Origin of the sequence: Bythopirellula sp. (assembly GCF_041737835.1) — a bacterium.
Taxonomy (GTDB): domain Bacteria; phylum Planctomycetota; class Planctomycetia; order Pirellulales; family Lacipirellulaceae; genus Bythopirellula.
Map to the genome: position 1 here is coordinate 111,778 of NZ_JBGSQY010000057.1, position 14,888 is coordinate 126,665.

Consider the following 14,888-nt stretch of genomic DNA (forward strand, 5'->3'; position numbering starts at 1 on the left):
CTAACTTTGCCGCTTGTTGCAGGAATAGGTTCCGTGGACGTTTTTAATTTGGCCGAAGTCCCCGCGTTTACGACCAAAGACGGGTCGGAGATTCGCGAGTTGCTGGCTCACCGCAATTCGTGCATCACGAACCAAAGTTTGGCCGAAGCGCGACTGCCGATCGGAGCCAGCACGGCACCCCACTATCATCCGCTGTGCGAGGAAATTTATTATTTGCTCGCAGGCCGAGGCCGCATGCAGATCGAAAACGACATCCACAGCGTGGCCCCTGGCGATGCAATTGCGATTCCTCCCGGCAAACGGCATCAAATTACCAACATCGGCGACGAGACATTACGGTTCCTCTGCTGTTGTGCTCCTGCCTACGAGGACGAGGATACCGTCATGGTGAGCGATTGGCCCGCTTGTTGATTCACCCGGGCGAGACGACCGAGCTTTGTTAACAACCAACCACTGACAACGAACACAAAATCATGACCCAATACCGTACCGAACGTGACACGATGGGCGAGATGCAAGTTCCCGCTGATGCCCTTTACGGAGCCTCGACCGCGCGAGCCGTCGACAATTTTCCGATTGCTCACGAGCCCGTCCCCGCTGCGATGATTCATGCCTTTGGCCAACTGAAAGCCGCCTGTGCCGAAGCCAACATGAATCTCAGCAAGCTCGACGCCAAGCGGGGCGACGCCATCGTCGCCGCGTCCAACGATGTTGCTGCCGGTAAATACGACGTTCATTTTCCGGTCGACATCTATCAAACCGGCTCGGGCACGTCGACCAACATGAACGCCAACGAAGTGATCGCCAATCTAGCCAACGAACGGCTGGGCTTCGGCGTCGGCGCCAAAGGTAAAGAAGGTGCCGTCCACCCCAACGATCACGTCAACATGGGGCAATCCTCGAACGACACCTTCCCCGCCGCGATGCACATCGCCGGCGTGACCGCCCTCACGCGCGATCTGCTCCCTGCCCTTGGCCGCTTGGCCGAAGCACTCGAAGAAAAGGCGAAGGCCTGGGATCACATCGTCAAAATCGGTCGCACGCACTTGATGGATGCCACGCCGATCCGCGTGGGCCAAGTGTTCGGCGGCTACGCGGCCCAAGCCCGCTACAGCGAAATCCGCGCGGGACGTGCGCTCGCTCGCTTGCTCGAAAACATGCCCATCGGTGGCACGGCCGTCGGCACGGGCATCAACACCCACCCCAAATTTGCCGCTGAAGTTTGCACTTCGCTCAGCAAACGACTCGGCCACGAATTCCACGAAGCGGCCAATCACCCCGAAGCCCAAGCCGCCAAGGATTCGTTTGTTGAAGCCCACGGGGAATTAAAAACTATCGCCGTGGCCCTCAACAAAATCGCCAACGACATCCGCTTGTTGGGCTCCGGTCCGCGGTGCAGCATTTTCGAGCTCTCACTCCCCGCCACACAGCCGGGTTCCTCGATCATGCCTGGCAAGGTCAACCCGGTGATCTGCGAATCGGTCATCCAAGTCGCGTGCCGTGTGATTGGCAACGACACGACCGTCACCACCGCCGGCTTGGGCGGCATCGGTTCACTGTTTGAGTTGAACGTCGCCATGCCGGTGATGATAGACGCGTTTCTTGAGTCGGTCAAACTGCTGGCGAATTCTTCGAACGTCTTCGTCGACAAGCTACTCACGGGATTGGAAGTCAACGAAGAACGCTGCAAAGAGCTCATCGACCAGTCGCTAATGATGGTGACTTCGCTCGCACCGCTGGTGGGTTACGAACAATCCGCCACGCTGGCCAAAGATGCGTTCAAGCTCAACACAACCATTCGCCAGTTGTGCCTCGACCGCAAGATTCTCCCCGCGGAAGAACTCGACAAAGCGCTCGATCCCATGTCGATGACCCACCCCAGCGCGTAATTTATTTAGCGCCGGTGCTTGGGCCGCGCTCTATGAACTCAGTGCGCCGGTGCTTGCACCGCATGTACTGCCAGCACACACATTGGGGGAATTGGCAAAACTTTTCCAATCGTTTTAGCTTGTTCGATTGCAGCAACTTTGCCGGCGCGGACGATACAACGACCGAGGCGGGAAATCTCTCCGCCGCGTGTATTGTTTATCCTGCAAAGTCTCGCTTGCGGATCGAAGATCATGGAAGTTTCGTTTGCTCGCCGACTCGTCTATCTCCTTGGCATTGGGCTCCTGTGCTCGTCGAGCCTCAGGGCCGCCGACAGCGGTTCGGTCGTCTTTGTTGAGGATACCAACAATGCCCCACCGGCCGTGAATGCTGGCAGTGGCTCGTTTGTCGTGATTGACGAGCAGCCCACGCCAATAAGAAAACAGACCCAAACCAAATCTGCTCCCCAGCGCAATGCGGCACGCAAGAACACGCCATCCAAGAATATTGTCCGCCACGTCGCCGAGGCTCCTCAGCTCGACGAAGCGGGGCAGCTACTGATCGAAGCCCACACAGCTTCGACCACGGCCAAAACCGAAACCGAACTGACCGAAGTCATCGACAAGTGCATCGCCGCGCTTCGTTTGAACATCAAGGGCGAGAACAAACAGTTTGCCACTACGTTGATTTCGTGGTCGCTCAATCGCCGGGGGCAAGTTTATGCGGACGCTGGCAACTCGGAACTCGCGGACTCTGATTTCGAAGAAGCTCTGAATTTTGATCCCAACAACTGGCGCGCCCTCCACAATCGGGGCGTCTCGTTTGCTGAGTCGGGAAAATTCGCCGAAGCGTTCGACGACTTCAACACAGTAATCAAGACCAACCCTAAATTTGCGAAGGCCTATACCAACCGCGCGACCCTGTTCGTGCAAGCTGGTGATCTGGAAAGCGCCGAAAAAGATTATCAATCCGCTTGCAAGTTGGATGGCAAGCTCGCCTCAGCTCGCTTGGGCCTCGCGCGTGTTTGCCACTCCGGTGGTCGCTGGGATGAAGCCCTCGAGCACTTCACCGCCGCCGCGAAGCTCGATCCCGAGAATCCAGGCATCCTCTGCAGCCGTGGGGATCTGCTTTCCGACATGGGTCAGTATGCCGACGCCTTGGCCAGCTATGCGATGGCCATCGAAGTCAAACCAAGCTTTGGTCATGCTTATCGAAATGGAGCTTGGCTGTTGGCTACGTGCCCCGACGAACAATTCCGCGATCCGGAAAATGCCATTCTCGGTGCCAAGCAAGCCTTGGAATGTGAATACGGCGAACGCCACGTTGCCCTCGACACTCTCGCGGCGGCCTTGGCGAGTGCCGGCGAATTCGACGAAGCCATCGCCACGCTCGAAGAAGCGATCGAATTGGCACCCTCCACAGTTCGTGCTGAATACGTGGCCCGTGTGAAACTTTACGAAGAGGGCCAGCCCTTCCGCACGCAACCCGTCGCCGACATTTCACAAGCGGTCTATGAAGAAATCGATGTCGAAGAGATCGACGCCGAATAGTAATCGCTCCCGCGACTATTTCACGGGCAAATCGTCGTGCAGACAGCGAACGAGCGCCGACACGGCCATCGCCGTGCCGTACTGCTGGTGATAATCGTACAAAATGTAGTCCCACCAACTGCCATCTTTTTCTTGCAACGGCATCAGAATTTTGGCCAAGTGATCCTGATAAAACGCTCGCTGCTCGCCGGGAAGCTCGTCGATGCACATCGCCGCGTAATAGTGGCCGTAGTAATAAAAATAACCCGCCACGCCAAAATCCGCGAAGTGTGGCGACTGCGCCGGGTAGTTACGTTTACGGCTCATACTGAGCCAACCATTTCGCACGATCAGCCGGTCGAGCCATGTTTCGATGACTTCGTCGGTCACCATTTTGTCGCCGTACATTCGCAGCGCCAGATTACAAACCTGCGAACGGCCTAAACTCCCCGCCGGGCGATTGATATCCATCCGCGGCGCGTATTTCAAATACTCGCCGTAGGCGTAAGCAAAGTCGGGGTAACGCTGCCGCAAAATCGAGTCAACGGCCGGCTTTGTGAGCGATTCGGGGATCTTAAAGCCCAAACCTTCCGCTTTTTTGAGGGCAATCAACACGGTCGCCGTGGTGAAGCTAATTGAACTCCCCGTAGGCCGCTGCTGTTTGGCTCGCCGCGGCTGTACCGCGTTGCCGTACTTGTCGGTGAAAGGATCATCGTAATATCCCCAGCCGCCATTAATGAACGAATCCTGCTCCAAGCGGCGAATGTGGTATTCAATGAACTTGCGTAACCGGGCTTGCAACTCGGTATTGCCTTCAGCTCGATCATATAATGCGACGGCCGTCTGAACGCCGTAGGCATGCCCCCACACATTGTAGAGCGCGTGTCCAAAGTAATCGTCGTACATATCCGGGGCGCTCCGCCGCAGGTCGCCCCCTTCACCCAACAACCAATCCTGCGAGCGATCAATGGCCGCTTCGATCTTTTCGTGTTCTTTGCCATCAAACAAAGGGCTCGCGGCCACCAGGGCTTCAATCGCTAGTGCCGTTGTCCCCATCCGATAAGCATGATGAGCGCCCGGCACGGGCGCCCAAATCTTGTAATACTTGCCGTTCTCCGAACGCCCCCACGCCCCTGATTTGAGTTGTGTTTCGATCAGAAAATCGACGCCTCGCTTGATCGACTCTTTGATCTCAGCCCGACTCGGTGACTCCGTCGGCTGCGGCTTCGGCCCTTCAATCGACAACGGATAGACAGGCTTTTCATCAGTGGCAACGCTCGCCACGTCATCTTCACTCGCCAGACCAAGCGACGCACAGAAACTCCACACCATCAGCGCAAACAAAAACCGCACTGACAAATTCTGGAGATAGCTGAACATGGAATCTCAAACGTAGGCCGGACCGAGCAACGCGAGTTCCGGCAACAAAACCATTCGTGTATTTCGAGCCAACACAATTTTTATGGCGTGGTTAAAAAATCTTATCTGTACTTGAGAACGACCTCATTCGTCCTCTTCATCCTTTTTCTTATCTTCCTTGACAATTTTATCCCCAACCTTCAATCCAGATAGAATTTCAACCTCTTTATCCTTCGTCTTACCAATTTTCACCTCACGGCGAACCGGCTCACGGTCGTCTCCCTTGAAGAGCATCACATACTTGATCTTATCATCGTCCTCATCGGTATTGATCAGATCCGCTGGCACCATCAGGGCATCTTTCTTGTCGTAGGTAGTCACTTCCACGCTGCAACTCATCCCCGCCACAAGCCAATCGGGCAAATCTTCCTTATCCAGATCGAGCCGCATTTCAAACTTCTTGCCGCCCCCAGGAATTCCCGCCAGCTTGGTCACCTTGGCTGCCAGTTCATCGTCGGTATCCGCCGTGGGAGTCGTCGTGGCTTTCATCCCCGTCTTAAATTCCGGCAAGTCCTTTTCGCCAATGTTTGTGACAACATAGAGCGGCCTTTGCTTGACGATTGTCATCAACACCGTATTAGGCGGGATCATGCTATACGGCACAAGCTTCGCCATCATCGAGCCGATCTCGGCCCACTGCCCGCTCACGCAGCGGCCATAGTAAACCGTGCCGTCAGTCGGTGCTTTGATCACCATCAGATCGCGATCTTTCAGCAATTTCGCATTGGCTTGCAAACTCTTGGATCGCGCAGCCCGCTTCTTTTCGAGATCGTACTTGCCTTGCGTGGTTCCCAGTTCCATCGCCGTTTTGGCTTGTTCCAGCGCGAGTTTCGCCTCGTTCAAAGCCGTCGTGTAGAACAAATCGTTCCGCGGCAACGACACGTTGAGTGTGTAATCGCGATTCGCTTCTTGAAGCTCCAACATCAGCTTGGCAGTCGAGACTTCAAATTCTTGCCGACGCAAAACGATCTCTTCCGTCTCTTCGGTGATCTCGTCGGCCTCGTACATCTTTTTGAGCTGTTCGAGTTCTTCTTCTTGCGAAGCGAGATCTTCCTTCGACGACTCGTAGCGATACTTGGCAATCCGCTCGGCAAACGGGCGGTCCGTATCCAGATAATATTTGTGGTCTTCAACCAGCTGATCGTGAGACCGCTTCGCCGCTTCGTAGGCGAGCTTTAACAGCTTCTCGGTCCGCGGCGCTTGTTCCTCCGCCTGCATGAGTGCCAATTCACTTAGTCGCTGATCGATCGTTTCATCGGCAAGCTTTTCTTCAATTTGCTCGTCGTCGAATCGCACGAGCACGTCACCCTTCTTAACTTCCGTGCCATGCTCGACCGCTTCCTTGACCACATAGCGGGCCCAAGTATCCGGCCGCAACGCGACTTCTTCCATATCCTCCGCGACAAAGACTCCGTCGAGTTTTTGCTCAATCTTCAGCGGCTTCTTCTTGACCGTGAAGGGTTTCGCCTTCGGCTTCTCCTCGGCCTCTGATTTCTCTTCATCCTTCTCGGTCGACTCGGCCTTCTCCTTGGCGTCAGCTTTTTCTGATTTTGATGCTTTATCTTTCTTGTCGCCGGCTTCTTCTTTGGCTGGTTTCTTGTCTTTTTTCTCAGCGTCTTCGTCATCAGCCTCCTTGTCGTCGGCATCATGCGCGTCGGCCGACTTCTTTTCGTCCTTGCTCTTTGAGTCGTCGGACTTCTTGTCGTCGTCTATGTCGGAATCCTCTGCCTCATCAGCCGGATCAGGTTCCTGATCCGGCTTATCCGCAGCAGCTACCGCGGTCGTCGAAACCAAATTTGCATCCCGAGCCACCAGCGGCGCCCACAACATGGCCAAACAGACAAGTGTCGCGCCCATCAACACTAGCGGGCAACGATTCAACACAGACATGGAGGGCTCCTTGCGGCGAGACGCGGACTTATTCCGCAAAATTAGTTGAGGCGGCATGAATCGCTCATCATTTCACAATGGACGAATTCACCCGTTCCGGCAAGTTAGGAAAAATTTACGGTCGCTAGATTCTAGCTCTCACACCCGCTAAAACCTACTTGCAGCAGGAAAATCACACGGAACACCCCTCTCCCTGCACCAATCACTGGCCGACAGTTGCGTGAAGGCACGATGTTTGGAGAGACACATTCAATCATCACCCGCATAAAATCCATAATCGTCACAATCCTCCACGGCTCACTCCCATGAAAATCTACACCCGCACTGGCGATGACGGCTCCACAGGTCTTTACGGCGGGGGACGTGTCGCGAAATGCGACTTGCGGATCGACGCCTTTGGCGTGGTCGACGAACTAAACGCCCAGCTGGGCGTCGTCCGTACCGTGGGCTTGCCGGTGACTTGCGATGCAATTCTCGCGTTGCTGCAAAATCGCATGTTCGACATCGGAGCCGAGCTGGCCACTCCCCAAGCCGACGAGCATGGCACTGCTTATTTGCAAGAAGCCGACGTCGCCCGCGTCGAAAGCTGGATTGATGAATTGGAAGCACCGCTCCCCGCGCTGCAAACGTTCATTCTTCCCGGCGGCACTCCCGCCGCTGCCGCGTTGCACTTGGCCCGCTGCATTTGCCGCCGCGCGGAACGTCGTGTGGTCGCTCTCGCTCAAACGTCTCCCGTGCGAGAATTAGTGATCCACTATCTCAATCGCGTAGGCGATCTGCTCTTCGTCATGGCCCGCGCGGTGAATCAAGAACTGGGCCATGCCGACGTTCTGTGGCAAAAGACAACCACGGTTTAGCATCGCAAATCCTAATTCTCTACGCTGCCTACTTTACTGCAACCAAGAGGCTTCATATCCTACCATTCTGCCAAACCCTGTCCGTTGAGAATCGGACTGCTGGCTTGGCCTCGCATCGTGTAACAATGCTGCTTGCTGTTCAGCGGCGAACATGGGTGGCTCGGCTAACAAGTTCCTTATTGAATTGGAGAGGTGATATGCACCGAGTATGGCCCGGCGGATGTTTTGTCCTGACCCTTCTTCTTGCATCCGTTTTCAGTAGCACCTTGTCAGCGCAGGAGCTTACGCTGGAATCCGTCGACGAAAAGGCGCAAGCCGCCGCGATCGCTGGCAACACGGCTTGGATGCTCACTTCCAGTGCCTTAGTGCTCTTCATGACGGCCCCTGGCCTGGCCATGTTCTACGGCGGTTTGGTTCGCAAGAAAAACGTGCTCAGCGTGATGATGCAGTGCGTCTTTTTGATGGGACTCATGACCATCATTTGGGCCCTTTACGGTTACAGTCTGTCTTTCGGCGGCGACGGAGCTTACGTCGGCAACGGTGAGTATCTCTTCATGAACAACGTGCAACGCACCTGGGATGCCGACACCGAATCCCCCGTCGAGCTGTTTTATCTCGATACGCCGCTCCCGCTGTATTGCCACATGGTGTTCCAGGGAATGTTCTTTATCATCACCCCCGCGCTCATCTGCGGTGCGTTTGCCGAGCGGATGAAATTCAGCGCGATGGTCGTGTTCAGCATCTTGTGGGGCACGCTGGTTTACTGCCCGCTTTGCCACTGGGTTTGGGACGGTGGCATCCTGGCGTTCAATTCACCGCACGCCATTGCCGGCGGCGCGCTCGACTTCGCCGGGGGTACCGTCGTGCATATCAGTTCAGGCATTTCAGCCCTCATGTGCGCGCTGGTCATCGGCAAGCGCAAAGGCTTCGGCAGCGAAGACATGCGCCCTCATAATCTTACCTACACCGTACTTGGTGCGGGCATGTTGTGGGTCGGGTGGTTCGGCTTCAACGCCGGTAGTGAACTCTTGAGCGACCACCTCGCCAGCAGCGCGTTCGTGGTGACCCACTTCTCGGCGGCGGCGGGTGTACTTGGTTGGTCGATTTACGAATGGTTTCACAACGGCAAGCCCAGCGTGTTGGGTGCTGCGTCGGGTGCCGTCGCTGGTTTGGTATGCATTACTCCCGCAGCGGGTTTTGTGAATCCCATGCCCGCCTTGCTCATGGGTTTTGTCGCAGGCATCGTCTGTGCCCTCGCCTGCGGAAAGCTTAAGCCTGCCTTCGGCTATGATGATTCGCTCGACGCCTTCGGCGTCCATGGCGTGGGTGGCACTCTGGGGGCGATCCTCACGGGCGTCTTCGCCACGCGGGCCTGCTGGAATATCGATGGCGGAAATCCCTTGGGATTGATCGAAGGGGGTAGCCAGGTTTTCGTGGGCCAGATTGCCGCCGTGGCCGTTACGATTGTGTTCAGTATTGTCGCCACGCTTATTATTCTTAAGGTGATCGACATCGCCATGGGCCTGCGTATCAGCCCCGAGGGCGAAACTCGCGGCCTCGATATTACCGACCATGGCGAAGAAGGTTACATTTTCTTCTAGGCCAAGGCGAACTTTTACCAGTAAACTTAAAGGGCGGGCCCGGCTTGCTCTTAAATTAAAAACTCACGGAGTTACGTGATGAAGAAAATCGAAGCTATCGTGCGTCACTTCAAACTCGAAGACGTCAAGAACGCCTTGAGCGAACTCGGCATCGCGGGCATGACCATCACCGAGGTCCGCGGCTTTGGCCGCCAGAAGGGACATACCGAAACCTATCGCGGCACGGAGTATGCCGTCGATTTTGTCCCCAAGGTCAAAATCGAAATTGCCGTGTCCGAAGAAAAATCCCAATCGGTAATCGACACCATTATCAAAGCCTCACAAACGGGCCAAATCGGCGACGGCAAGATCTTTGTGTCCGATCTGGTCGAAACGATTCGCATCCGCACCGGCGAAACCGGCAACGGTGCGCTATAATAGAATTGGCAACGCTTGCTTCCCAGCCGCGGCCCAAAAAGCCGCGGCTGTTTTTTTGTCATTCGGAATCGAAAACTCGGGATGCCCGCCAGTCTGCAAATCACCGACACGCTGCAACAACTCCGCACCGAGTTGCAGACCCGTCGTGCCGAAATTCAAGCCAGCCACGATCGCGGACTTGCCGGTGCGCAAGTCTCCGCCAAGCTCGGCTCGATGCTCGACACGATCCTCATGCGGCTCTTTGAAGCATCGCTGGCCATTGCTCCCACTGCCAAAGCCGACAAATTTCGGGCGAATCTCGCCGTCGTTTGTTTAGGCAGCCACGGCCGTCGCCAATGCTCGCCCTATTCCGACGTCGATCTCATGTTTGTTTATCAGAACCTGCGGAGCGAAGAAGTCGCCGAAATACTGCGACCTCTCACTCAGGGTGTGTTCGACATCGGCTTGCAATTGGGTTCCAGCATTCGCAAACCCAACGAAGCGATCCAACTTGCTCGCGACGACGCCGTGATCTGCACGTCACTGATCGACGCGCGATTGCTGCTAGGGAGTCAAACGCTATTCGAAGATTTTCGTACGAGCTTCGAGAAAATGGTCCGCCGTAATAGTAAATTGCTCTGCCGCACCTTTCTTGAAGCGCGGACCCAAGAACGCAATCAATACGGCGAAAGCGTCTACCTCCTTGAACCTCACGTTAAACGCTCGCGTGGAGGTTTGCGTGATATTCATCTCCTGCGTTGGCTAGGCTTTGCCGAATTCGGCGCCGCGGACCCCGACCGTTTGCATCTCCTGGGGGCGATCTCCAAGTTCGATCACCATCGCCTGCAATCCGCTACCGAATATCTGCTGCGGCTCCGCAACGAGATGCACTTCCACGCCGGTTCGTGCGCCGATCTGCTCGACCGCGCCGAACAGCTCCGCGTGGCTGAATGGCTCGGCCTTCAGCACCGCAGCGGTTTGCTTCCCGTCGAGCAATTCATGCGCGACTATTTCCGCCATACCAATCATGTTTGGCAATTGGTTCGTCGCCGCGAAGCGAGTCTCCTGGCCGGCGGCGCGGTTTCACGCGTACTCGAACCGATCTTTAGCCGCAGCGTTGGTGCTGATTTTCGTGTCACAATCAATACGGTTGGCGTTACGACCGCGGGCTTAGCTAAGATCAAACACGATATGATCGAAATCTTGCGGCTGGTGGAACTAGCCGCCGAGGAAAAAAAACCGCTCGATCAACAGACGTATTCCGCCCTGCTATTGGCCGCTCCTGACTTTCCCGAGGAAGCGACCGACGAAGTGCGCCGCCATTTCTACAACATACTCGCCACACCCCACATCGTCGGCGGTGTCCTCGGTTTGCTGCACGAGCTGGGTTATCTTGAAAAGATCGTCCCCGCCATGCGGCATGTGCGTTGCCTGCTCCAATTCAATCAGTACCACAAATACACGGTCGACGAACATTCCTTGCGCGCCGTGAGTGAAGCCGCGAGCTTTGCCTCCCGCGACGACCGCTTGGGCTACGCCTATCGCGAAGTAGCTGACAAACGAGTTTTACACCTTGCCCTTCTGCTCCATGACTTGGGCAAAGGCTATGAAGAAGATCACAGCGAAGTTGGTAAACGCATCGCCGAAGTAACAGCCAAGCTCTTTCAGCTCGACGAACGCTCCACGGAGGATTTGGTGTTCCTGGTTCACAAGCATTTGGCGATGTCGCATCTCACCTTCCGCCGCGATACTTCTGACGCGCGTTTACTGGAAGGGTTTGCTCGCCAAGCGGGCACCGTCGAACGCCTCAAGATGCTATTCGTTGTCACTTGCGCCGACCTCGCGGCGGTGGGTCCCGACGTCCTCACCGCCTGGAAGCGCGACGTGCTGGCCGAAGTCTATTCGCGCACCGTCGGTTTTCTGGAAGACGACGACACGACCGATTTCCGCGCGAAACTCACGGCGAAATCCGCGGCCGTGCTCAAGGAACTCAGCCCAGCCCAACGAGCCGACGAATGGTTCGTCAAACAACTCGAAGCCCTCCCGTCGAGCCATCTCACGAGTCTCGACGCACCTGAAATTGTCGAAATCTTTTCGCGGCTGAAATTGCTTCGGGAGAACGAAGCCACCGCTTGGTGCCATTATCAAGCTTCGACCAAAACGATCGTATGTTCAGGTGGGATTAGTCGTGGCGTCGGCCGCGGCGTGTTTTCCAGCATGGCCGGTGTACTCAGCAGCGAAGGCCTACAGATCCTTTCCGCCGATATCGACGTGCTGGCCGACGAATTGGTGCTCGTCCGCTACACGGCAACTGACTCGCAGTCGTCCAAAGCTCCCACGAAACAGCGGCTCAAAGAATTCGAACAAAAAATGGTGGCTTCGATCGATTCTGAGCAGCCCCCGCAGTTCCGTCGTGTCTGGGGCCAAGACAAAATCGAAGCCTCACGTAAACTCAGCCCCCAAAGCACCGAAGTTCGCATCGACAACAATCTCTCCGAAAACTACACGATTGTCGAAGTTTTCACCTTCGACCGCACAGGTTTGCTGTATGCGCTCGCCCGTAAGCTGCACGACATCGGCCTCGTGATCCGCCACGCCAAGATTGGCACGTACCTCGATCAAGTCGTCGACGTGTTCTACGTGCTCGCCCGCGAGAATGGCCAGAAGATCTACGACGAAGGTTATCTCAACCACATCAAGCACGAAATGTACCACGCCGCCGAAGGCCAATAAGCACGAAGCTTATCAAGTGCCAAGTGCCAGGCTCCGGCACCGGCGAGCCCGCTTCAGCGGGCGTGCTTCCACCATAAGCATCTTGCCACTCCGCCAAATCTCCCAGGCTCGGATTCCGCTGCCACGCCAAAAAATCTCGCCCCGTCACCACACCGTCGAAATCAAAATCCCCCGGCATGCCCACCTCTTGCAAAATGGCAAGGTGCATCATTGACGAAAGTTCTTCCACATTACTAAAAACGGTCCGCTCCGTGACGAACGTGAAGACCAATCCATAATCCTCATCAATCCAACTGTGAAAACCGCGAGCCCCCGCCGCGAGCGCATCCACGGTTGGTCCCGCTTGTTCCAATTGATCGAGCCACACGCCGATGCCGTAGCGATTATTCCCAGCCGGTGAATTCGCGATTACCTGATCGTCGCTGGTTTGCCGCGTGAGCATCTCGGCCACCGATTCCGCCGACAACACTTGCGTGCCGCTGACTCGGTCCACGCCATCGTTCAGCAGCATGTCGGTAAACCGTGCGAAGTCGGTGGCGGTCGATTCCACGCCACCCGCCACACGCGGATTGGAGTCACTCGCGATGACAAAACTCGTATTCGTCATGCCCAGCGGACCGGTGATTCGCTCCGCAAACAGATCGATGTAGCGCTCTCCGGTAGCCACTTCTGCCGCCGCCCCGGCCGCCTGCATCGACAATCCGCCATACGCAAATGTCGATCCCGGTGGTCCATTCTCAAGCGGCTGGTCACTGATCAACAGCGCCGCTTGTCGCAGCGTGATCAAGGAACTGAGTAGAATAGGCGACGACACATCTTCGCCTGGCAACCCCGACGAATGTGAAAACGCGTGCTGAATCCTGATCTCACTATAACCCGGCTTATTGTATTCAGGCAGAAAGTCGCTTAGCCGGCTATCCAACGAAAAACCCATCTCACCGGTTTCGGCGAGCGACATCATCAGCGCCCCGCTGATCGTCTTCGAAGTGCTATCCACATTGGCAGGGCGATCAATCGACCAAGCACCAAACGCTTGGTGATAAAGCAATTCACCATTCTGCAGTAGCCGGATCTCAAACCCGGGCACCGCTTGGCCGACGTTCTGACCTACGAGTGCTCCCTCGGCAAGTGCCGTCAGCTCCGTGAAATCGTAAGCCTCAAGCGATGGCGTGCATAAACATAGCGCGATGAAGCAACAACGTGTGAGATTGCGATGGCGCATAACAACACTTTGGTAGGAATTCAAATACCGTCCTTCTTGAACCCCGCATTTCGACCAAAGTTCCGTGCGTTAGCCGGCTTCGTACAGATGCCGAGAATATTGCCTAAGCATTCAATTTTACGCTCGGATCATCCGCCACGTTCACCCACACGTGCACGTGCGGCGAACCGCGGAAGTGCCACACAAACGACGGCCCCTCGAGCCGCCAATTGTCCCATACCTTGTCGCGCCCGATGTCGCCCTGCTCGTAGAAGGCCAGGTGACACTTATCGAGTCCCCCCTGCGCATTGAGGCAAGCGATCACTTCGTCGCGGTCGTTGTGGCGATACGGCTCGACCAGTTTCTGCAATACTTCCTGCACCCTTTCGCGTTGATCGCTGGAAAGTTCGGTCAGCGGAATACCTTGAAACCGGCCGCTTGCTCCCTGAAAACCTGCTTTTTCTTCGCGCGGTAAGGCTCGCTTCACCAACGCCAGTTGCTGCTGCTTGCCACTTAACGCTTGATACAGCTTATTCGCCTCAACGGCCTGCGGCCAGAAGACGTTGTTGGGATGGTCTGCTTCTTCATCAAACGATTCTGCAGCATGGCCATAGAAAATCGGCCCGCCAAACGCTACGTGCTCGGTCGTATTGCCGTCGCAGCGCACTGTCATGTGGCGACCGGTCAACACAAACTCAAACTTGTCGCTTCCCGGTTCACCAAAGATGGCGATGCTGTTTTGCTCTCCAAACCCGCCTGAGTCGTCATCAAGCTGGCGATCGATCTTCGCTACCCATTCGGGGCTGTAAAGATTCTCGAAGATCCCACGAATCAGCGCGCGTTGATCCCCCGTGAAGAACTCATCATTCACGTAGTAATCGGTAATGTCCCAATTGTTGGCGACACGAGTCCGCAAAAGCCCTCGCTCGGAATCAGTGTGATCCCACGCAAAGCAAACCTTCTGACGCTGGCCAGGAGTGAGTGCCTCGTAGAGCAGCTTCACCAACGATTCAGCCGATTTCGGTGGCGCAACGGTTTGCTCGGCCGCGCGCAGCAACAGCGGCGATTGGGCAACAGCCACCCCCGTAGCTAAGAGCGTTGCCCCCGTCTGCCCTAGAAATTTACGACGATTCATTCCGCCATCGGCGCTCGGCTCACAACAAGGTCCCCAAGGATCCATCACCAACCTCCCTCTGTCTATGGAAAAGATGCGCTCATTATTCGCTTGAACCTTGATTAGACCAGGGTGGCGACAACTTCGCAATTTGTGATGTAATTCCGCAATTCATCACATCATGCAAGCCCCATGCACGCTTAGCTCCAGCAAAAAAGCCGTTTCGCCGGGTCGACCGTTACAATCGTCAGGCTTAGCAATTGCCACATTGTAATAATCCAG

General features: G+C 55.8%; 12 protein-coding genes. 7 read left to right on the top strand and 5 right to left on the bottom strand.

Going from position 1 to position 14,888, the window contains the following annotated elements; genetic code table 11:
• Window positions 1-33: 33 nt before the first annotated feature.
• Window positions 34-411 (top strand): cupin domain-containing protein, encoded by a 378-nt coding sequence (locus tag AC6T8Q_RS18010; RefSeq protein WP_500680401.1) that lies wholly within the window; start codon window positions 34-36, stop codon window positions 409-411.
• A 62-nt stretch (window positions 412-473) separates the two neighbouring features.
• The gene (locus tag AC6T8Q_RS18015) at window positions 474-1,889 is read left to right on the top strand and encodes a class II fumarate hydratase (RefSeq protein WP_500680402.1); all 1,416 of its coding nucleotides are present in this window, start codon (window positions 474-476) and stop codon (window positions 1,887-1,889) included.
• A gap of 38 nt (window positions 1,890-1,927) precedes the next feature.
• Here the strand turns inward: AC6T8Q_RS18015 and AC6T8Q_RS18020 are convergent, their stop codons facing one another.
• Window positions 1,928-2,122 (bottom strand): hypothetical protein, encoded by a 195-nt coding sequence (locus tag AC6T8Q_RS18020; RefSeq protein ID WP_500680403.1) that lies wholly within the window; start codon window positions 2,120-2,122, stop codon window positions 1,928-1,930.
• On the opposite strand from AC6T8Q_RS18020, the gene AC6T8Q_RS18025 reads away from it, so the two are divergent.
• On the top strand, window positions 2,121-3,416 hold the full coding sequence (locus tag AC6T8Q_RS18025; protein WP_500680404.1) for a tetratricopeptide repeat protein: 1,296 nt from the start codon (window positions 2,121-2,123) through the stop codon (window positions 3,414-3,416). The two genes, AC6T8Q_RS18020 and AC6T8Q_RS18025, sit on opposite strands and share 2 nt — an antisense overlap.
• A gap of 15 nt (window positions 3,417-3,431) precedes the next feature.
• On the opposite strand, the gene AC6T8Q_RS18030 is transcribed toward AC6T8Q_RS18025, so the two are convergent.
• Window positions 3,432-4,775 (bottom strand): prenyltransferase/squalene oxidase repeat-containing protein, encoded by a 1,344-nt coding sequence (locus tag AC6T8Q_RS18030; RefSeq protein ID WP_500680405.1) that lies wholly within the window; start codon window positions 4,773-4,775, stop codon window positions 3,432-3,434.
• A 123-nt stretch (window positions 4,776-4,898) separates the two neighbouring features.
• The gene (locus tag AC6T8Q_RS18035; protein WP_500680406.1) at window positions 4,899-6,704 is read right to left on the bottom strand and encodes an efflux RND transporter periplasmic adaptor subunit; all 1,806 of its coding nucleotides are present in this window, start codon (window positions 6,702-6,704) and stop codon (window positions 4,899-4,901) included.
• A gap of 305 nt (window positions 6,705-7,009) precedes the next feature.
• Here AC6T8Q_RS18035 and AC6T8Q_RS18040 point away from each other — a divergent pair, with 305 nt between their 5' ends.
• The 4 genes from AC6T8Q_RS18040 to AC6T8Q_RS18055 all read left to right on the top strand — a co-directional run bounded on the left by AC6T8Q_RS18040 (window position 7,010) and on the right by AC6T8Q_RS18055 (window position 12,291).
• Window positions 7,010-7,561 (top strand): cob(I)yrinic acid a,c-diamide adenosyltransferase, encoded by a 552-nt coding sequence (locus tag AC6T8Q_RS18040; protein ID WP_500680407.1) that lies wholly within the window; start codon window positions 7,010-7,012, stop codon window positions 7,559-7,561.
• Between the two features lie 197 nt (window positions 7,562-7,758).
• Window positions 7,759-9,162, top strand: a complete 1,404-nt coding sequence (locus AC6T8Q_RS18045; protein ID WP_500680408.1) for an ammonium transporter — start codon at window positions 7,759-7,761, stop codon at window positions 9,160-9,162.
• A gap of 78 nt (window positions 9,163-9,240) precedes the next feature.
• Window positions 9,241-9,579 (top strand): P-II family nitrogen regulator, encoded by a 339-nt coding sequence (locus AC6T8Q_RS18050; protein WP_496921438.1) that lies wholly within the window; start codon window positions 9,241-9,243, stop codon window positions 9,577-9,579.
• 81 nt (window positions 9,580-9,660) lie between these two features.
• Window positions 9,661-12,291 carry a [protein-PII] uridylyltransferase family protein gene (locus AC6T8Q_RS18055; protein WP_500680409.1) on the top strand — a complete coding sequence of 877 codons (2,631 nt, stop codon included), beginning with the start codon at window positions 9,661-9,663 and terminating at the stop codon, window positions 12,289-12,291.
• On the opposite strand, the gene AC6T8Q_RS18060 is transcribed toward AC6T8Q_RS18055, so the two are convergent.
• Both AC6T8Q_RS18060 and AC6T8Q_RS18065 read right to left on the bottom strand, forming a co-directional pair.
• The gene (locus tag AC6T8Q_RS18060) at window positions 12,254-13,513 is read right to left on the bottom strand and encodes a serine hydrolase domain-containing protein (RefSeq protein ID WP_500680410.1); all 1,260 of its coding nucleotides are present in this window, start codon (window positions 13,511-13,513) and stop codon (window positions 12,254-12,256) included. The genes AC6T8Q_RS18055 and AC6T8Q_RS18060 overlap by 38 nt on opposite strands.
• A gap of 103 nt (window positions 13,514-13,616) precedes the next feature.
• Complete coding sequence (locus AC6T8Q_RS18065; protein WP_500680411.1) at window positions 13,617-14,672, bottom strand: DUF3500 domain-containing protein; 1,056 nt, start codon at window positions 14,670-14,672, stop codon at window positions 13,617-13,619.
• Between the last annotated feature and the right edge of the window lie 216 nt (window positions 14,673-14,888).

What these genes read in the sequence shown, in the direction of transcription:
- AC6T8Q_RS18015 (WP_500680402.1), top strand. Translation starts at nt 474, where the DNA reads ATGACCCAATACCGTACCGAACGTGACACGATGGGCGAGATGCAAGTT.
- AC6T8Q_RS18025 (WP_500680404.1), top strand. Translation starts at nt 2,121, where the DNA reads ATGGAAGTTTCGTTTGCTCGCCGACTCGTCTATCTCCTTGGCATTGGG.
- AC6T8Q_RS18020 (WP_500680403.1), bottom strand. Translation starts at nt 2,122, where the DNA reads ATGATCTTCGATCCGCAAGCGAGACTTTGCAGGATAAACAATACACGC.
- AC6T8Q_RS18030 (WP_500680405.1), bottom strand. Translation starts at nt 4,775, where the DNA reads ATGTTCAGCTATCTCCAGAATTTGTCAGTGCGGTTTTTGTTTGCGCTG.
- AC6T8Q_RS18035 (WP_500680406.1), bottom strand. Translation starts at nt 6,704, where the DNA reads ATGTCTGTGTTGAATCGTTGCCCGCTAGTGTTGATGGGCGCGACACTT.
- AC6T8Q_RS18040 (WP_500680407.1), top strand. Translation starts at nt 7,010, where the DNA reads ATGAAAATCTACACCCGCACTGGCGATGACGGCTCCACAGGTCTTTAC.
- AC6T8Q_RS18045 (WP_500680408.1), top strand. Translation starts at nt 7,759, where the DNA reads ATGCACCGAGTATGGCCCGGCGGATGTTTTGTCCTGACCCTTCTTCTT.
- AC6T8Q_RS18050 (WP_496921438.1), top strand. Translation starts at nt 9,241, where the DNA reads ATGAAGAAAATCGAAGCTATCGTGCGTCACTTCAAACTCGAAGACGTC.
- AC6T8Q_RS18055 (WP_500680409.1), top strand. Translation starts at nt 9,661, where the DNA reads ATGCCCGCCAGTCTGCAAATCACCGACACGCTGCAACAACTCCGCACC.
- AC6T8Q_RS18060 (WP_500680410.1), bottom strand. Translation starts at nt 13,513, where the DNA reads ATGCGCCATCGCAATCTCACACGTTGTTGCTTCATCGCGCTATGTTTA.
- AC6T8Q_RS18065 (WP_500680411.1), bottom strand. Translation starts at nt 14,672, where the DNA reads ATGGATCCTTGGGGACCTTGTTGTGAGCCGAGCGCCGATGGCGGAATG.